This window comes from Chlorobium ferrooxidans DSM 13031 (genome assembly GCF_000168715.1).
GTDB lineage: Bacteria > Bacteroidota > Chlorobiia > Chlorobiales > Chlorobiaceae > Chlorobium > Chlorobium ferrooxidans.
Genome location: NZ_AASE01000002.1, coordinates 93,475 through 110,630, shown reverse-complemented (window position 1 = coordinate 110,630; position 17,156 = coordinate 93,475). Strand labels below are relative to the sequence as shown.

At 50.5% G+C, this 17,156-nt stretch carries 16 protein-coding genes and 1 pseudogene; 6 read left to right on the top strand and 11 right to left on the bottom strand.

Annotated features, from left to right (window positions below; genetic code table 11):
* Positions 1–2: 2 nt before the first annotated feature.
* The gene (trpC, locus tag CFERDRAFT_RS01985) at positions 3–779 is read left to right on the top strand and encodes an indole-3-glycerol phosphate synthase TrpC (RefSeq protein WP_006365520.1); all 777 of its coding nucleotides are present in this window, start codon (positions 3–5) and stop codon (positions 777–779) included.
* Here the strand turns inward: trpC and rpe are convergent.
* Together rpe and CFERDRAFT_RS12555 are read right to left on the bottom strand one after the other, a co-directional pair.
* The gene (gene rpe / locus CFERDRAFT_RS01980) at positions 760–1,425 is read right to left on the bottom strand and encodes a ribulose-phosphate 3-epimerase (RefSeq protein ID WP_006365521.1); all 666 of its coding nucleotides are present in this window, start codon (positions 1,423–1,425) and stop codon (positions 760–762) included. The genes trpC and rpe overlap by 20 nt on opposite strands.
* A 48-nt stretch (positions 1,426–1,473) precedes the next feature.
* Positions 1,474–2,712, bottom strand: coding sequence for a BamA/TamA family outer membrane protein (locus tag CFERDRAFT_RS12555; RefSeq protein WP_006365519.1), 1,239 nt, complete (start codon positions 2,710–2,712; stop codon positions 1,474–1,476).
* A gap of 363 nt (positions 2,713–3,075) precedes the next feature.
* Between CFERDRAFT_RS12555 and CFERDRAFT_RS12550 the strand changes: the two genes are divergently transcribed.
* On the top strand, positions 3,076–3,294 hold the full coding sequence (locus tag CFERDRAFT_RS12550) for a hypothetical protein (RefSeq protein WP_232209738.1): 219 nt from the start codon (positions 3,076–3,078) through the stop codon (positions 3,292–3,294).
* A 21-nt stretch (positions 3,295–3,315) separates the two neighbouring features.
* On the opposite strand, the pseudogene CFERDRAFT_RS12545 reads toward CFERDRAFT_RS12550, so the two are convergent.
* From CFERDRAFT_RS12545 to pheA, 5 genes and pseudogenes are all read right to left on the bottom strand, one after another.
* A pseudogene (locus CFERDRAFT_RS12545) lies at positions 3,316–3,564 on the bottom strand (POTRA domain-containing protein); the annotation flags it as partial.
* A 160-nt stretch (positions 3,565–3,724) separates the two neighbouring features.
* Positions 3,725–3,952: a DUF2795 domain-containing protein gene (locus tag CFERDRAFT_RS01970; RefSeq protein ID WP_006365518.1), complete on the bottom strand. Its 228-nt coding sequence runs from the start codon at positions 3,950–3,952 to the stop codon at positions 3,725–3,727.
* Positions 3,953–3,972: 20 nt separating this feature from the next.
* Entirely contained in the window at positions 3,973–4,734 is a 762-nt protein-coding gene (locus CFERDRAFT_RS01965; RefSeq protein WP_232209737.1) for a M23 family metallopeptidase, read from the bottom strand.
* A 102-nt stretch (positions 4,735–4,836) separates the two neighbouring features.
* Positions 4,837–7,671 (bottom strand): DNA polymerase I, encoded by a 2,835-nt coding sequence (gene polA / locus CFERDRAFT_RS01960; protein WP_006365516.1) that lies wholly within the window; start codon positions 7,669–7,671, stop codon positions 4,837–4,839.
* Entirely contained in the window at positions 7,668–8,510 is an 843-nt protein-coding gene (pheA, locus tag CFERDRAFT_RS01955) for a prephenate dehydratase (RefSeq protein WP_006365515.1), read from the bottom strand. Before pheA ends, polA begins: the two co-directional genes overlap by 4 nt.
* Positions 8,511–8,743: 233 nt before the next feature.
* Here pheA and CFERDRAFT_RS01950 point away from each other — a divergent pair, with 233 nt between their 5' ends.
* The 3 genes from CFERDRAFT_RS01950 (at position 8,744) to CFERDRAFT_RS01940 (ending at position 10,712) form a co-directional block, all read left to right on the top strand.
* Complete coding sequence (locus CFERDRAFT_RS01950) at positions 8,744–9,496, top strand: YebC/PmpR family DNA-binding transcriptional regulator (RefSeq protein WP_006365514.1); 753 nt, start codon at positions 8,744–8,746, stop codon at positions 9,494–9,496.
* Positions 9,497–9,501: 5 nt separating this feature from the next.
* On the top strand, positions 9,502–10,068 hold the full coding sequence (ruvC, locus tag CFERDRAFT_RS01945) for a crossover junction endodeoxyribonuclease RuvC (RefSeq protein ID WP_006365513.1): 567 nt from the start codon (positions 9,502–9,504) through the stop codon (positions 10,066–10,068).
* Between the two features lie 89 nt (positions 10,069–10,157).
* The gene (locus tag CFERDRAFT_RS01940; RefSeq protein WP_006365512.1) at positions 10,158–10,712 is read left to right on the top strand and encodes a CDP-alcohol phosphatidyltransferase family protein; all 555 of its coding nucleotides are present in this window, start codon (positions 10,158–10,160) and stop codon (positions 10,710–10,712) included.
* Between the two features lie 317 nt (positions 10,713–11,029).
* Here CFERDRAFT_RS01940 and CFERDRAFT_RS01935 read toward each other — a convergent pair whose 3' ends face one another.
* Both CFERDRAFT_RS01935 and CFERDRAFT_RS01930 read right to left on the bottom strand, forming a co-directional pair.
* On the bottom strand, positions 11,030–12,433 hold the full coding sequence (locus tag CFERDRAFT_RS01935; protein ID WP_006365511.1) for a bifunctional UDP-3-O-[3-hydroxymyristoyl] N-acetylglucosamine deacetylase/3-hydroxyacyl-ACP dehydratase: 1,404 nt from the start codon (positions 12,431–12,433) through the stop codon (positions 11,030–11,032).
* A gap of 155 nt (positions 12,434–12,588) precedes the next feature.
* Positions 12,589–13,389, bottom strand: coding sequence for an inositol monophosphatase family protein (locus CFERDRAFT_RS01930; protein WP_006365510.1), 801 nt, complete (start codon positions 13,387–13,389; stop codon positions 12,589–12,591).
* A gap of 358 nt (positions 13,390–13,747) precedes the next feature.
* On the opposite strand from CFERDRAFT_RS01930, the gene CFERDRAFT_RS01925 reads away from it, so the two are divergent.
* Complete coding sequence (locus CFERDRAFT_RS01925; RefSeq protein ID WP_006365509.1) at positions 13,748–14,224, top strand: TspO/MBR family protein; 477 nt, start codon at positions 13,748–13,750, stop codon at positions 14,222–14,224.
* Between the two features lie 66 nt (positions 14,225–14,290).
* Here the strand turns inward: CFERDRAFT_RS01925 and CFERDRAFT_RS01920 are convergent, their stop codons facing one another.
* Positions 14,291–14,785, bottom strand: a complete 495-nt coding sequence (locus CFERDRAFT_RS01920; RefSeq protein ID WP_006365508.1) for a DUF4405 domain-containing protein — start codon at positions 14,783–14,785, stop codon at positions 14,291–14,293.
* Positions 14,786–15,129: 344 nt separating this feature from the next.
* On the bottom strand, positions 15,130–17,133 hold the full coding sequence (acs, locus tag CFERDRAFT_RS01915) for an acetate--CoA ligase (RefSeq protein WP_006365507.1): 2,004 nt from the start codon (positions 17,131–17,133) through the stop codon (positions 15,130–15,132).
* Between the last annotated feature and the right edge of the window lie 23 nt (positions 17,134–17,156).

Below are 17,156 nucleotides of genomic sequence, written 5' to 3'. Positions count from 1 at the left end.
CCATGACCTACCTTACCAGGATTTTAGAGGAGAAGAGACGGGAGATAGCGGAGCTCAAAAAAGAGAAGCCCCTGCAGCGCTATATGGCGGAGCAGGGCTCTTTTGCTTTGTGCCGTGATTTTACCGCCGCCCTCAAAAGAAGTGACGGGGGGGTAAGGCTTATTGCTGAAATCAAAAAAGCCTCTCCCTCGCGCGGTCTTATAGTACACGATTTTGATCCTGCGGCGATTGCCGGTCGCTACCTGGAACTCGGTGCCTCGGCTTATTCGGTGCTGACCGACCGCCGGTTTTTTCAGGGTTCGAACGACTATCTCCAGCTTGTCAGCCGTTCATTTCCGCTGCCGGTTCTGCGAAAGGATTTTATTATCGATGAAACCCAGATTTTTGAGTCACGCCTGATCGGAGCTGATGCCATTCTGCTCATCGTTGCCGCGCTTGACCGCAGCCAGCTTGCGGACTATTTACAGGTAGCAGCTTCAATAGGCCTGCATGTGCTGGTAGAGGTTCACGATCATAAAGAGCTTGAGCAGGCAGTTGAAGCCGGCGCAGCGATAATCGGCGTGAACAACCGCAATCTCAAGGACTTTTCGGTTGATATCCAGACCTCCGTGATCCTCCGGCCCTACATTCCATCCGGCGTATTGGCTGTGGCCGAGAGCGGTCTGAAAACCGCCGCCGATATTGCCCTGATCGAGCAGGCATCTTTCGATGCCGTGCTGATAGGAGAGGGGCTGCATACCAGTCCGGAACTCTCTTCGCTTACCTGGTCAAAGCCCTGATTTTTGCCGCTGTTTCCGCAGGGTTTGCGGCCTTGAAGAACGCGGTACCCGCTATCAGCGCATCGGCTCCTGCTGAAACAACCTCCTGAGCATTATCCTCCGTAATACCGCCATCAATAGCGATAACCAGCTCAGGATTGATCCTTGTGCGCATGTTGTGCAGCTCTCTGATCTTTCCTATTGAAGAGGGGATAAACTTCTGGCCGCCGAAACCGGGATTGACCGACATCAGGAGAACAAGGTCAAGGTCGGGTAGAATCGATTCAAGCGTTGAGACCGGTGTTCCGGGGTTGATCGAGACTCCCGCTTTTGCTCCGAGACTTTTGATGAACTGAATGGTGCGGTGCAGGTGCGGGCAGGCCTCCTGGTGGACGGTGATCTGGTGTGATCCTGCCTTGACAAACTCCTCGATGTAACGGTCCGGTGCGGCAATCATGAGGTGTGTATCGATGATCATGGAGGTACATGATGCGATTGCCTGAACGATGAATGGCCCGAAGGTGATGTTCGGTACAAAGTTTCCGTCCATGATATCGCAGTGAATCCACTCGGCGCCCGCATTTTCAGCGATTGCTATTGATGAACGGAGATCTGTGAAGTCTGCCGAGAGAATGGATGGGGCCAGGAGTGTTGAGTGTGCAGGCATGGTTGTACTTCTGTTGATCGTGAAAAAAATATCCTTGTAATGAAATAATTAAAAAGCCTCTCCAATTCCAAAATTGAAGGTGTAGTCTTTCAGGCGCCATTGAGCTATTCGCCATGGCTGCACTTCAGCCGGGTCATGGATTTTCCAGGCGAAGTCAAAACGGAAGGGACCGATCGGGGAGCCTATTCTGAATCCGGCGCCTGCATCCCAGGCAAAATCTCTTCTCAACGAGCGCAGTGTCAGGGCGTATGGCCCGGTTCGATCCCAGATGTTACCGACATCGGTAAAGAAGGTGACTCCTGATTGCTGCTTGAAGAACCTGAAGAATTTGAGACGGTACTCCAAACCGAGCTCAAGCTTGATGTCCGCCCCGAAATTTGAGGCAGCTTCACTGGCGCTCCTGCCGGGGCCAAGGGTGTTGAACAGCCAGCCGCGCATACTGTTCGGCCCGCCGGCATAAAATCGCCGTTCTTCGGGAGTCGTTTCAGCCTTGCCGTACGGCCGCATCAACCCGATACTCCATCTCCCTGCCAGCTGGCTGCCGGGTGAAAGGTTTTTGGCAAATCCCATACCTGATTCCAGCTTGACATACTGGGAATAGGCTATGCCGAATATCTGGGGGTCACTCTCGGTAAAGCCTGCATACGGTTTTTTGTCAAGATAGTTGTCAACGAGCCATGCCAGACTACCGGACTCTTCAACGAGCAGATCGAGGTTCCAGATTGTTTTTTCGGGCAGTGCATTCAGCCGGTTCGAGTAGTTATAGCGAAGCCGGAAGCTCTGGTTGACATGGGTGTTGAGCAGGCTGTCAATTCCCGCGTTGACTCTGCTCTCATTGGTCGGGTCTATGCCGATATTGCGGGCAAGGTCGGTTTTAAAGAGCTTTTTAAAGCCGCGAAGGGAGTCCTTCTGTACCAGTTCAAATTCAAAAAAGTCGAAATTCAGGCGGGATGAAGGGCCAAGTTTTGCACTGTAGCTGCTACGGAGCAGTCCGTTCCGGCTTGAGAGCAGTATCGGTTGAGTTATGGTTGCATATTCGGCCGTTATGGAATAGAAGTTTCCCGGTTTTTTAAGAACAGGCAGAAGCAGCCGGTTTTTCAGGCTGAACTCCCTGGGAGTTACCTTGTCATAATCACCCGGAGCAAGGTTTGAAAGCAGTCTGGTGCTGCTGCCGGACTGGGTGCCGTAAGCTGCCGTTGAAAGGAATTTTTCAGCTCCACCAAAGATATTTTTGTTTTCAAAGGCCAGTGCTCCTCCGAAAAAAAGCTCCCCGTAGCGGTTGTCCACCAGCAGCTTGGGCTCTATCTGGTACTTTGGTGCGGTTTCCAGATGGAGTGTGGTGAAGAGCTCGCCGGCGCGGACCGAGTCCTGATTGATATAAATAGAGGAAAAGAGGTTTGTAAGGCCAAAATTCTGCAGGGTGTTCTGTTCACGACTCTGGCGGGTTGTATCGCCCGGTCTGAATTCTATGGCTGAAACAATGAGATCCGGAGCTATTTTCTGTTTGCCGATAATGGTGGTGCTGATCCCCTCTTTTGTATATGCATGTACTTTTGCGGTGCCGGTGTTTCTCGAAGTAGTGTTGACAACGACATTGACACTGCCGTATTTGAGGCGTTGCGGCAGATTGAACCTGAACCGGACGCCGGCATGGGTGCCGACGGTATCAACCTTGATGCGGATACTGTCTTCATGAAAAAAGGTATAGCCATACTCTTTGAAAAAGGAGATGGTGCGGTTTCGTTCTTCAATCAGTCGTTCAACGGAAAATATATCGTTGACTTTGAGGCGTTTCTGATTGAGAAAGAGCGTTCGGAGCTCGTCGGAAATTGGCTCAAGACCAATGTAGTTGAGGCTGTCTACTCTTGATGGCTCGTTTTCACGGATCCGGATGTTGATATTGACTTTCCGGCCGTCTCCTTTTTTATCAACAGTGGTGTTTACCTCACTGAAAAAATAGCCTTTGTAGGTGTAGAGCTTTTTTATGAGGGAGATATCCTTGTTAAACTCTTCGGGGTTGAATGGTTTTTTTGCCCCGCCAAAGAGCCCTAATCCGAGGAAGGATGAGTGTTCTGTGGTAGCAATGATCTGGCGGAGTTCATCCTCACTGATCGATTTATTGCCGGAAAAGCGAATGTTGCCGACATAGGGCGTTACCGTTTCTCTGACTGTTTCAGAAGGTTCGGGAAGAGCATTTACCGGTAAGGCAAAGAGGAGAAGAAGGGCAACAAGTGCGAAGACTTTTGCCCTTGCATAACGGGATTTATTTAAAAAAAAAACACTGGCTCCCTTTTTGGCTCTATGTTAATGGTTCTTCATCGCCGTACAGAAAGTCCTCATCTGTAGGGTAGTCAGGCCATATCTCATCAATGGTTTCATACATGTCGTCACTATCGGGAAGATCAATCAGGTTGTCAATTACTTGCTGGGGCGCGCCGGTTCTGTTGGCGTAATTGATCAGTTCATCTTTTGTTACAGGCCATGGGGCATCGGCTATATAACGGGCCAGGTCTAAATTCCAATACATACTGCGTCGATTGAATCGGTTTAAGAGTTATTACCACTCTCTTCGGCTGAAGCGTCCTTTGTTGTGATGAATTTGTCAGGATTTGCATCATCAAAGAAATAGGCGGTTGGATTTACTAAGAGATTGTTTTTGCGCACTTCGTAGTGCAGGTGCGGCCCGGTTGAAACTCCGGTGTTGCCGGAAAGCGCGATGATGTCGCCGCGCTTGACTCTTTGACCCTGACGAACCAGAGCTTTTGAGAGATGGCCATAGATTGTTTTATAGCCGTAACCGTGATTGATGGTGATTTTCTGGCCATACCCCCGGTCATATCCCGAGAAAGCTACAATACCGTCACCTGTTGAGCGCACTCTTGATCCTTCGGCCGCAGCAAAGTCAATGCCGGAGTGAAAAAGAGGCACATTGTAGATTGGATGTACCCTGATACCGAATTTGCTGGTAATTGAGCCGGAAAGCGGTTTGATATTGGGTACGCTGGCAAAAAAGGATGTTGGTCTCGGGTTATCTGATAGTTCTCCCGTTTCAGGTGTGCTCTCCCTTTGGCGTTCAATCTGCAGGATCAGGTGTTCAATCATCTGTTCTGTACTTGCCAGCAGTCCCTCGGTAGTTTTGGTCTGATCGCTGGTTTTGGTTACCGCAGGCTGTTTTTCTTCAGCATGAAGCGAACGGGGTGGTGACTGGAGCAAGAGAGAGAGAAGCAGCAGGGCAAGAACAGGTGGCAGTGAAAAGGGGATCGAAAAGAGGGAGTTCTTCACTTTTCTGACGTAATCAGTTCGAATCATAAATCGTGTGTTTGAAGACATGTGCTATCCGGATTATCACGCTGAGTATGTGAGTCATTATCGATTGAGAAGTATAAAAAAACTTTTTCTATAACCCAATGATTAGTGGGCATCCAGCCAGTTTTTTCCGATGCCGGTATCGACCTCTACGGGAACATTTTTCAACCCGCAAATTATTGCTGCATCGATCATTGCCTCTTCTATCAAGTCGGCAAGCGGCTCTTTTTCTTCATCAGTAGTTTCGAAGAGCAGCTCGTCATGTACCTGAAGAAGCATAACCGAACGCATGGAGTTTTTTCGCAGGCGCTCGCTGCAGAGGTTCATGGCACACTTGATGATATCGGCCGCTGTGCCCTGGATCGGCGTATTCATTGCCGCCCGTTCCGCCGCTTTCTGAATATTGGAATTGCGGCTGTTGAGATCAGCAATATAGCGGCGCCGTCCGAGAAGGGTCGAAACGTAACCATCTTTTTTTCCGGTTTCGATAATCTCCTGCAGGGCGAGGAAGAGCCCCGGATATTTGGCTTTATAGGTATCTATGATAGCGATTGCCTCGGAACGGGGGATGTTGAGCCGCTTTGAAAGGCCGAACGGCATGATGCCGTAGAGGACACCGAAGTTCACCTCTTTTGCCTTCCGCCGCATGTCGGGAGTTATCTCATCACTGCCGAAAATTACCCGGGCAGTTGCCGTATGGATATCTTCACGGTTACGGAATGCTTCAATGAGCTGCGGGTCTCCGGAAATTTCAGCCGCAATTCGAAGTTCAATCTGGGAGTAGTCTGCCGACAGCAGCCACTTGTCCGGTGATGAAGGAATAAAAGCCCTGCGGATCTCCTTGCCGAGAGGGGAGCGGATAGGGATGTTCTGCAGGTTCGGGTTTGATGAGGAGAGCCTTCCGGTTGCCGTGATAAACTGGTTGAAAGAGGTATGCAGCCTTCCGGTTAAAGGATTGACTATTTTCGGCAGTGCATCAATATAGGTGGTCTTGAGCTTCTGGAGCGTCCGGTATTCAAGCAGACTTGCTACAACGGGATGAAGCTCTGCGAGCTCTTCGAGCACTTCGACATTTGTTGAAAAGCCGGTTTTGGTGCTCTTTTTTGTGGGAAGACCGAGCACATTGAAGAGAATATTGGAGAGCTGCTTCGGTGAGTCGATGTTGAATGGTGCGCCTGACGCTGCGTATATCTTTTCCGTCAGCAGTTCAAGTTCTTTTCCGACCGCTTCGGAGGTCTTTTCAAGATGGGGCGTGTCGATACAGATACCGGCATGCTCCATGGCGGCAAGTACACTGACCAGCGGAAATTCTATATGCTCGCATAGCCAGAGAAGCTCTTTTTCCCCTTCAAGTTTTTTGCGGAAGATCTCCTCAAGCTGCAGGGCAAGATCGGCATCCTGACAGGCGTAGTCGGAGAGTTGTTCGGGTTCCACATCGAAAATATGCAGTTTTGCTTTTCCGGTGCCTGTGAGCTCTTCAAAGGTAGTTGTTTTGTAACCGAGATGGCGGGCTGCCAGATCATCGAGATTGTGCTTCTCCTCCGGGTCAAGTACATAGCTGGCCAGCATGGTATCGAATCCGACAGGCGTGAGATCAATGCCGTATTTCTTCAGAACAAGAATATCGTATTTGAGGTTCTGGCCGGTTTTCGGCAGTTCAGGGTTTTCAAGCAGCGGTCTGAGGAGCTCAAGGGCACTCTGAGGATTGAGTGAGCTGTTTGCAAGTGCGATAAAGCGGGCTTTACGGGCCTCTGTGGAGATTGATATGCCGGCAAGTTCAGCTTCAAAGGTGTTGAGGCTGGTCGTTTCGGTATCCACCGCGATCCGGGGAGCGTCCTGAAGTGAATTGATGAGTGCCTTCAGCCCTTCCTCTGTGGTGATCACGCCATAATCGGCGCCGGTTCGGGGTGAGCGGAGTTCCGGCTCTGCTGCAGCGAGGGGACTGTCCGGACCGTCATGCATACTCGCCTCAAGGGAAGCATGTTCCATGAGCTTCGGAAAGACGACAGGAAGCCGTCCGATAACGGTTTTAAGCTCCAGTTTATTCAGGAGCGGTAACAGCAAGGTGAGGTCCGGTGAACCGCAGGCAAGCTCTTTCAGCGTGAGGTCGATCTGCAGATCCGTGCGAATGGTGACGAGCTGCTTTATCAGGTCGAGCTGCGGCTGAAACTCTTCAAGAGTGAGTCTGTTTTTTGGGGAGAGATCACCGAGATGGAGGTAGATATTCTGCAGGGAGTCGTATTTGCCGAGCAGTGTTGCTGCGGTTTTCGGCCCGATCCCTTTTGCTCCGGGGATATTGTCGGAGGTATCTCCGGTTAGTGTCAGCAGGTCGGTAAATCGCTCGGGAGGAACCCCGAACTGTTCAGCGATCTCGCTCCGGCCGAGCAGTTCAAGCTCATTCTGGTTTTTACCGGGCCTCAGGATGCTTACTCCGTCCTGGACCAGCTGGGCAAGGTCCTTGTCCGGCGTGACGATAAAGACTGCGCATTCCGGTTGAAATATCCGTGCGGCTGTGCCGATAAGATCGTCGGCCTCGAATCCGGGGATTTTGATGAGCGGGATATCGAAAGCTGCAAGCAGCTCGAAGACCGCATCGAGCTGGCTGATGAGATCTTCGGGCGGAGCGGAACGGTTTGCCTTGTAGAGCGGGTAGAGATGGTGACGGAAGGTTTTTTCACGGCTGTCGAATGCTGCCGCCAGGTAGTCGGGCTTATAGGTTTCAAAGATTTTCAGCAGCGCTGAGGTAAATCCATACACTGCTCCGGTCGGCTTGCCGTCACGACTGGTCATCCCTGCCCGCTGGAGGGCAAAAAAAGCCCGATAGAGCATGGCCATACCGTCGATCAGAATGAGCTTTGGTTTTTCAGCAACCGGTTTCGGCGGGGCTACCGCTCTTTCCGCACTGCCGGAATGGAAAAAATCAAGCTGTTTGCGGCTCATGATGCAACCACCCCGTAACTGCCAAGCACCTTGACCATGGTTGCGAATTCGCGGAGATGGCAGAGGGCGTTATGGATATTCGGGTCGCTCTGATGCCCGGTAAAGTCAACATAGAACAGATACTCAAATGCTTTTTTTCGAAATGGCCGCGACTCTATTTTAGTCATATCGATACCTCGCAGGGCAAAGGTTGCCATGGCTTTAAAAAGTGATCCCGGTTCGTTCGGCAGGGTGAAGGCTATGGATGTTTTATATTGTGCGGGGTCCGTTCCGGTTTCGAGCTGAAGCGCAACACTGTTCTCTGCATGCGAAATACAGAAGAATCGGGTGATATTCCACTCTTCGTCTGCCAGGTTCTCCTGCAGGATCCGGAGTCCGTAGAGTTCGCCGGCTCTTTTTGATGCAATGGCCAGTTTTGTGGGGTCGTTGTCAGCGGCAATTATTTTTGCGCTGCCGGCAGTGTCATAGGCTACTTCAGCTTTAACTTCTTTGTGTGCTGCAAAGAAATTGCGGCACTGTGCGAGTGCCTGGGGATGGGAGAGTACCCTTTTTGCATTCGCTATGGTTGAGCCGTGAATGCCGAGCAGGCAGTGCTCCACCTTGACAAAGGTTTCGGCTGCGATAGTGACCGGGTGCTGGAGGAGCAGGTCGTAGTTCTGATGAATGCTGCCTCCGAGTGAATTTTCAATGGGGATAACCGCGAAATCGGCCGCGCGGTTTTCGACGGCAGCAAATACCTCTTCAAAGGATTCGAAGGGTTTCGGCTCTCCAATCCTGAGGGCGGCAATTTCACTGTAGGCGCCGGGTTCACCCTGGTAGGCTATGATCAAGTTTGTCATTATTTGTTCTTGTGATTACCTTGTATGTATCACCATCTATTATCTCTCGCGATATACCGGTGTGCCGGGATCTCCTCCGGTTCCGGTATTACGTAGCGCTTTTTCTTAAAACGCTCCGGAGTGATAAATAGTGATTCCTTAGTACTTATGCCGTTGGATTTCATTTTATTTAAAGAAAATAAATCTATTATCATAGACGGGTGTTTCCGGCAATTATAAATCAGCAGTTTTTTATGTCTGGACATAGCAAATGGGCTACTATTAAAAGAAAAAAGGCGGCCACCGATCAGAAAAGAGGAAGCCTCTTTACCAAGCTGGTCAAAGAGATTACCATAGCAGCAAAAATGGGTGGAGGGGATCCAAACGGTAACCCCCGGCTCAGGCTTGCCATTGATACGGCAAGGGCCAACTCCATGCCGATGGACAATATCCAGCGTGCAGTCAAGAAGGGGACAGGTGAACTGGAGGGTGTGACCTATGATGAGATCACCTATGAGGGTTACGGTCCGGCAGGGATTGCCCTTATTATTGAAACGGCAACGGATAACCGCAACCGGACCGTGGCTGATATCCGTCATATCATGAGCCGCAATAACGGCTCTCTGGGCGAAAGCGGCAGTGTGGCATGGATGTTCCAGCGAAAGGGAACGGTTGATGTTCTGAAGTCCGCCGCCGATGAGGATCAGCTTATGGAAATTCTGCTTGATGCCGGCCTTGAGGATCTCAGTGATGATGATGATAACTACTATACCGTCATTACCGATGTCAGGCAGCTTGAGGATGTTAAAAAAGTGCTTGATGAAGCCGCAATCGCTTATGAAAATGCCAAGATTGATCTTCTTCCCGAAAACTATATCGAGCTTGAAGCCGATGATGCAGAGAAGGTGATCAAGTTGATTGATGCACTTGAAAATAATGATGATATCCAGGCAGTCTACAGCAATATGGAGATCAGTGAGAGTGCCATGAACAGTTTGAACGGATAGGCCGGATGGTTGTTCTCGGGATTGATCCCGGAAGCCTGATCACCGGTTATGGCGTTATTCGCCAGGAATCAGGAGTGTTGAGGGTTCTTGCATCCGGAGTGATCCGGATGCAGGCCAGCAGAAGTCATGCAGAGCGTATCGGTCAGATTTATCGTGAACTTGATGCTCTTATCACTGCATTTGTTCCTGACAGGGTTGTGCTTGAGACTGTTTTTTTGAATAAAAATGTGCAGTCGGCTCTGAAGCTTGGCCAGGTGCGGGGTGCGGTGATTGCTCTGGTCATGAACCGTAATCTTCTGCTTCATGAGTATGCACCGCGTGAGGTCAAATCCGCAGTGACCGGAAGAGGCTCGGCAACCAAGGAGCAGGTTGCCTTTATGGTTGGAAGATTACTTGGCCTCAATCCGGTGCCCGAACCGTTTGACGTTACCGATGCCCTGGGCATAGCATTGTGTGATCTGCTCCGGGGTGAAAGCAGGGATCTTGTAATACCGCAGCGAAAGTTCCGTTCCGGAGGCGGCAGCTGGTCGAAGTTTGTTACCGAATCACCTGATCTGGTTATCAGGGGCTGAAGCGGAGTTGCCGGTGATCTATGGCTGCCGCGGAGAGCTGAATCGAGCAGTTTAATCCAGAGAACAAGCTGAACCATAAATTCAATACTGTGGAAGGTCACATCATCAATCTGCCGAATTTTCTCAGCGTATTGAGAATAATACTGATACCCTGGTTTCTCTATTATTTTCATACCGGTCAGGTCAATATCGCTATGGTTATCATGATTATAGCTGTTTTGAGCGACTGGTTTGACGGTCAGGCTGCCCGTTGGACCAATGAGGTCTCTGATATGGGTAAAATTCTTGACCCTCTTGCCGACAAGCTCTGCCTTGCCAGTGTGGCTATCTATTTTCTCTGGATCGGTGAGCTTCCCCTCTGGTTTGTGATTTTTGCAGTCCTTCGTGATATTCTGATCTTTATCGGTGCAGCCTATGTCCGGTTACGCCATTCAGTTGTTACCACATCCCTCTGGCCGGGGAAATGGGCTGTTGGATTTGTCTCCATGATGTTTATTGTCATGGTCTGGCCTCATCCCATTTTTGTCCGTTATCCGCTGAAGGAGGTTTTCCTCTATCTCTCCACCGTAATGCTTCTCTACTCTTTCGTGCTCTATTGTTTGAGGTTTCTGCGCATACACAAGGGTCTCGATTATCGTGCCTGATTTCTCCGGGGGTTAGCGGTTTTACAGTACTCTCATTATTATCTTCAGGGTATTGATAACTTTTTTTGAAAAGTGAATGTTAAGGGCGTTTAGTTTCATAAATAGCTATTATAAATGGGGATGCGGTTATTAACGGACTTTATACCTGTTCGTTAAAAATGTTGATAACTTGTGGATGGAATGTTGAGATGCGTTTTTGCAAGCGCCGTCAGCTGTTTTTTTAGCCGATTACGTTGCGCTTGACCGGGATTGCGTGAAAGAAAGAGAGAGCCCCCCTCCGGGGAGAAGAAGGGGGCTTTATTCATTAAAAAAGCAGGTTATTTACTCTTCTGTACAACGGTCGCCATGAGTGAGGCTTCGCAGACCAGCTCCCCCCGTACATAGGCTTTAGCGTCAAACTGGCAGACATTTCTGCGCTTGTTGGTCATGATTGCTTCAATGACAAGCGTGTCGCCGGGAAGCACCGGTTTGCGGAAACGTGCCTTGTCGATTCCCATGAAGTAGACCACACTCTCCTTGATGTTGTCATTGCCGTTAAGCATCATGATGCCGCCTGTCTGGGCCATGGCTTCAAGGATAAGCACTCCCGGCATGATGGGGTTTCCGGGGAAATGGCCCTGGAAGAATGGCTCGTTCATGGTGACGTTCTTGATGGAGACAATTTTCTCGTCCAGTTTGAACTCGACGATTTTGTCAATCAACAGGAATGGATAGCGATGCGGAAGGATGTTCTGAATGGCATTGATATCAAAAATGACACCGGCTTTTTTCTCATGCTGGAACTGCCGGGCGAGCTTGTTGCGATCGGCATATTTTTTCAGCTGTTTGACAAATTCAACATTTGATGCGTGGCCCGGCCTTGCGGCAAGAACCTGGGCTTTCAGCGGCATACCGAGCAGGGCGATATCTCCGAGAAGATCGAGCAGTTTATGGCGGGCAGGCTCATTTTTAAATCGAAGCTCCCTGTTGTTGAGAATGCCGTTTTTTCCGAGGATGAGGTTTGCGCTCTCAATACCGAGTTTTTCGCCAAGAGCACTCAGCTCCTCCTGCTGCATGGTTTTGTCAATAATGACGATTGCATTGTCGATATCACCACCTTTGATGATACCCTGATTGGCGAGTGCTTCGACTTCACTGAGGAAGCAGAATGTTCTGGATGCCGAAAAATCTTTTACGAACTCCTGCTCAAGATCAAAAAGACCGGAGTGCTGGGAGCCGAGGGCGGGATTTTTGTAGTCGACCATGACCGTTATTCTGAAATTGTCCAGCGGCAGAGCAACAATATCCACACTGTTTTCTGCATCATGGTACTCTATGGTCTCATCGATGACAAGGTAGTTTTTTGGTTCCTCCTGCTCAAGGAAACCTGCACCAAGCAGGGCTTCCGCGAAGGGGTGTGAACTTCCATCCATTACCGGAGGCTCGGGCCCGCTCAGTTCAATACGGCAGTTATCGATCTGAAGGCCGTAAAGTGCGCCAAGAACATGTTCAGTGGTATGAACCTTTACACCGTCCAGGCCTATGGTTGTGCCACGGAGAACATCAACCACATTCTCGATGAGGGCAGGTATTTCGGGACTGTTTTCAATATCGGTCCGGACAAAACGGTAGCCGGAGTTGACCGGGGCCGGTTTGAAGGTGATCATACACTCCTTGCCGGTGTGTAGTCCGGTACCCCAGAGAGAGACCTCTTTTTGCAGTGTGCGCTGATGAATGAGCATAGTGTTCTTGTTGCTCCTGACGAGTCTGCCGTACAGGAAATGAAGTGGAATTATTGGCTATACTATAGCCTTCTGCTGATTACAGGAGTAAGGGGTAACCGATAAAGCGTACAAGATAATAAAGATCGTATTCCTGTTCAAATCACGGCGGTCCATCATGCGGGAAAGTGCCTCTTTGCCTGATCGAGCAGGAGTGGATGAGTCACAGCGTTGCCGGCGATGATGCTCTGCTGCCCGAAGAGATCGCTCTCTCCGCCAAAGCCGGTTACGCTTCCCCCGGCTTCACGGACCAGCAGTGCTCCGGCGGCAAAATCCCACGGAAAAAGCCTGAACTCCCAGAAGCCGTCAAAGCGACCGCAGGCGGTGTAGGCCAGATCAATTGCCGCTGACCCGGCCCGCCGAACCCCTGCTGAATTTTCAATGACCTCCTTGAGCATGCCGAAATAGGCCTCCAGATAGTGGTACTCCTTGAAGGGAAGACCGGTTGCTATGAGAAAGCTGTTGCTGTCGGTGCGGTTTGAAACAGAGATGCGTCTGCCGTTCAGGTATGCTCCTTTTCCCCGTTCAGCCGTAAAGAGTTCCTCAAGAAGTGGCTGAAAGACTACTCCGGCAAGGAGATCATTTTGCTCGTTTTTCAACGCGATACTGATTGAAAATACCGGGAAGGAGTGAATAAAATTAAGGGTGCCGTCAAGCGGATCAACAATCCAGGTTCGTCCCGAACTCCCGTTCCTGATTGTCCCCTCTTCCGAGAGAAGGCTGTCTTCGGGAAAATTCTCCATGATAATTGCTGTAATTGCAGCTTCACACCGCTTGTCGACTTCAGTCACAAAATCCTTGGACTCTTTTGTATGGATTTCGCGCTCGGTGAGTTCTCCGAGTTTTTCAAGTGTGATGGCCCCTGCAGCCCTTGCCGCGTTGATGGCGGTCTGCAGTTCCCTGCTCATTTGTTCCATGGTGTAACATGAGGATAAGTTTTGCAAAACTGGCACTCAATAGGGAACCTCTATTAATTTGTTCCGCGATTCGATTACTTCGTTGGTCGGTGCTCGAAATCCCATCCCGGCCCCGACTTCGTCGGGACTGCGCTACCAATATTTCGCCCCTCCGGGGCTTGAACAGCAAACCGCTCACGACAATTTATAGTGGTGCCTAATATAGCATTTTGAATTCAGTTGAGAGTTGAGAGAATGGGACCTATGGGTCTTATGGGACTTATAGGTACAATGACTGACATGCGGGAATTATCGGTGAACTTCGTTTGTTGAGTAACTTATTGCTTTACGTTGATTTATAACCATAATACCCAAAATCATGAAACTCAACGTCCCAAAACTTGCACTCAGCATTGCATTCTGTTTTCTGTTTGCATTTGCCGGTGGAACCTTTACGCCAGAGCCGGGCTCGGAGTGGTACTATCAGCTGCTCAATAAGCCGTCGTGGAATCCGCCCGACTGGCTTTTTCCGCCGGCATGGACTCTATTCTTCCTCCTCATGGGCATTGCCCTCTACCTTGTTGTGACAGAGTGGGATAAAAATAAACTGGTGAAGGGGGCTCTTGCGGTGTTCGGTGTTCAGCTTCTTTTGAATCTTGCATGGTCAGCGCTTTTTTTCGGACTGCACTCCCCGCTCTTTGCTCTGGTGGATATTGTGCTGCTCTGGCTTGCGATCGTGCTTACTATCGTGAAATTCCGGGCGATTTCGCCTTTGGCGGGCAATCTCTTGATTCCCTATCTCCTCTGGGTAAGCTTTGCCTCGTTTCTGAACTTTACGATCTGGCAGCTTAACTGAAGAGGAGGAAAGCTTTATTTGGGAATTCAGGGGCATCCCGACGGCGTCGGGATGCCCCTGAAATTTTTATTTTTTTGGCTGTTCGAAGATGATGCCGAGTATATCCTTCTCCTCCCTGCTGTTTTTTGCTGCAATTTCCCGGATGGTCATGGATGGTTTGACAACGGTGATGCCCTTGCTTTCAAGTTTGGCAATGATGGTTTCGCTCTTTTCGGCGGCAACTCCGGCAACCGTTTCGATGCTTGACGATTCAACGGCCCTGATGATATTCATCCGGGGGTTTGACTCTTTTTCAACCGGAGCGAAGACCGAGATCAGGGTGACAAGGAGCCCTGTGCCGATAATGGCAAGCGCGGGTTTTCGGGAGAGGTAGCCGGTAAATGACTTCCAGTTTGCGGCGATATGCAGCAGGACGCCTGCAATCAGCGCCCAGCTCAGCCATTCATGCACCGGGCCGATAAATCCGGTCTCGATTTTAAAGAACATCAGGATGCCGGTGATGGCAAGAATGATGAAGGTGCCTGTGGCAAGAGGGGTTGCCCATGATTTCATTGAGGACATTTTGTTTTTTTGTTTGGTTCAGGTTGTCTAACGGATTGTTTCGGGGTATCGAAATACCGGGTTCACAGGTGTGACGTTACTGTTGCGGAAATCCTGCGCCTGTTTTTTTTAAGAAAATAACGTGGACACCAAGAGGGTGGACTTTGTGGACAACCAGTGGACTGGAGTGGACAGTCCCAAAACAAAGGCAACAGCGTCTGTTTTATCCCTCTTCAGCTCTTGTCCACTTATGTCCATTTCTGTCCACCATTTCTTCGTCCACTGAAGTCCACTTTCTTTTAAAAAACGCGAAAAGCGCAGGGTGAGCTGCGCTTTTCGTATGGTTTACAATCCTGCAGAAGGAATCAGTCCTCTTCTCCGCTGCGAAGGTTTTCCAGTACTCCGAAATCCTCAAGCGTGGTGATATCTCCCTTGATCTCATTGCTGGTTGCAAGTTCACGGAGGAGACGGCGCATGATTTTACCGCTTCTGGTTTTCGGAAGACCTTTGGCCCATCTGATCTCATCAGGTTTTGCAATAGGTCCGATCTCTTTGGCTACATGGTTGCGGAGCGCCTCACGGAGCTTCATGTCGCCGACATACTCGTCTTTCAGCGTTACGAAGGCTACCAGGGCGTTACCCTTGATCTCATCCGGACGGCTGACAACAGCGGCTTCCGCCACAGCTTCGTAGGAGACCAGTGCGCTCTCGACCTCGCTTGTGCCGAGACGGTGGCCTGAAACGTTGACCACATCATCAACACGTCCCATGATCCAGATGTAGCCGTCATCATCCTTGCGGGCGCCGTCACCGGTAAAGTACATACCGGGGAACTCCGACCAGTAGGTCTTTTCGTAGCGTTCGTTATCGTTGTAGATGGTACGGAGCATTGAAGGCCATGGCTTTTTGATGACGAGGTATCCGCCTTCGTTGGCTTTGCACGGGGTTCCGTCCTTGTGGACAACATCGACGGCAATGCCGGGGAGCGGGCGGGTTGCCGTGCCGGGTTTGGTCGGTGTTGCACCGGGAAGCGGAGAGACCATGATGCCGCCGGTCTCTGTCTGCCACCAGGTATCGACAATCGGGCATCTCTCCTGTCCGACCACCTTGTGGTACCACATCCATACATCAGGATTGATGGGTTCGCCGACGCTGCCGAGAAGTCGGAGCGAGCTGAGGTTGTGTTTGGTGACCCACTCGTTTCCGGCGCGGATGAATGCGCGGATAGCGGTTGGTGCGGTGTAGAGGATGGTAACTTTGTGGCGGTTGATGATATCCCAGAACCGGTCCCACTGAGGATAGTTCGGAGCACCTTCATACATAAGCATGGTAGCGCCGTTGAGCAGCGGACCGTAAGCCATATAGCTGTGTCCGGTAATCCAGCCTACATCGGCCGTACACCAGTAAATATCCTCATCCTTGATATCAAAAACGTATTTGAAGGAGCTTGCCGCATGCACCATGTATCCGGCGGTGGTGTGCAGGATACCTTTCGGTTTTCCGGTTGAACCGCTGGTGTAGAGCACAAAGAGCGGGTGTTCGGAATCGACCTCGACCGGTTCACACTCGTCGGAAGCAAGACCCATGAGATCGTGCCACCAATGGTCCATGCCGTCGTGCATGTTGATGGTCTCTCCGGTGACTTTGAGTACGATTACGCTGCGGACCGAAGGCGTGTTGACAATCGCTTCATCCACGATATTTTTCAGATTGATGGATCCGCCGCGGCGTCTGGTACCGTCTGCGCAGATGACCATCCTGGCTCGGGAGTCATTGACACGCTCGGTGATGGCGTGAGCCGAGAAACCGGCGAAAATAACGTTATGGACAGCTCCGACACGTGCACAGGCCAGAACGGCAATGACCAGCTCGGGAACCATGCCCATGTAGATGGCAACCCTGTCACCGGGTCTGATACCGGCTATTTTGAGTACGTTTGCAAATTTGCTGACCTGGCGGTGCAGTTCGCCGTAAGTAAGCACACGCTGGTCACCTTCCTCGCCCTCCCAGATAATGGCAGCCTTGTTCTTTCTCCAGCTGTTGACATGGACATCAAGGGCATTGTAGCAGATATTGGTTTTGCCGCCGTTAAACCATTTGGCATAAGGGCTGTTCCACTCCAGTACGCTGTCCCATTTTTTGAACCAGTGAAACTGTTCGGCAATTCCGCCCCAGTATGCATCAGGATCTTCGGCAGCTGCAGCATAGAGCTTTTCATACTCAGCCATGGATGACACATGGGCATTTTTCGAAAACTCTGCAGGGGGCGGAAATTTCCGTTTTTCAGAGAGCACGGAGCTGATCGAATCGTTTGCAGAAGACGAGGTCACGGTGTTCTGTGAGCTTGGTGTTGTTTCGTCTGTAGCCATTGATACCAGATTTTATGTGTTGA

Excerpts from the sequence above, each read along its gene's own strand:
- trpC (WP_006365520.1), top strand. The coding sequence starts at position 3 with ATGACCTACCTTACCAGGATTTTAGAGGAGAAGAGACGGGAGATAGCG.
- rpe (WP_006365521.1), bottom strand. The coding sequence starts at position 1,425 with ATGCCTGCACACTCAACACTCCTGGCCCCATCCATTCTCTCGGCAGAC.
- CFERDRAFT_RS12550 (WP_232209738.1), top strand. The coding sequence starts at position 3,076 with ATGGGTGCCGACGGTATCAACCTTGATGCGGATACTGTCTTCATGAAA.
- CFERDRAFT_RS01970 (WP_006365518.1), bottom strand. The coding sequence starts at position 3,952 with ATGTATTGGAATTTAGACCTGGCCCGTTATATAGCCGATGCCCCATGG.
- CFERDRAFT_RS01965 (WP_232209737.1), bottom strand. The coding sequence starts at position 4,734 with ATGATTCGAACTGATTACGTCAGAAAAGTGAAGAACTCCCTCTTTTCG.
- polA (WP_006365516.1), bottom strand. The coding sequence starts at position 7,671 with ATGAGCCGCAAACAGCTTGATTTTTTCCATTCCGGCAGTGCGGAAAGA.
- pheA (WP_006365515.1), bottom strand. The coding sequence starts at position 8,510 with ATGACAAACTTGATCATAGCCTACCAGGGTGAACCCGGCGCCTACAGT.
- CFERDRAFT_RS01950 (WP_006365514.1), top strand. The coding sequence starts at position 8,744 with ATGTCTGGACATAGCAAATGGGCTACTATTAAAAGAAAAAAGGCGGCC.
- ruvC (WP_006365513.1), top strand. The coding sequence starts at position 9,502 with ATGGTTGTTCTCGGGATTGATCCCGGAAGCCTGATCACCGGTTATGGC.
- CFERDRAFT_RS01935 (WP_006365511.1), bottom strand. The coding sequence starts at position 12,433 with ATGCTCATTCATCAGCGCACACTGCAAAAAGAGGTCTCTCTCTGGGGT.
- CFERDRAFT_RS01930 (WP_006365510.1), bottom strand. The coding sequence starts at position 13,389 with ATGGAACAAATGAGCAGGGAACTGCAGACCGCCATCAACGCGGCAAGG.
- CFERDRAFT_RS01925 (WP_006365509.1), top strand. The coding sequence starts at position 13,748 with ATGAAACTCAACGTCCCAAAACTTGCACTCAGCATTGCATTCTGTTTT.
- CFERDRAFT_RS01920 (WP_006365508.1), bottom strand. The coding sequence starts at position 14,785 with ATGTCCTCAATGAAATCATGGGCAACCCCTCTTGCCACAGGCACCTTC.
- acs (WP_006365507.1), bottom strand. The coding sequence starts at position 17,133 with ATGGCTACAGACGAAACAACACCAAGCTCACAGAACACCGTGACCTCG.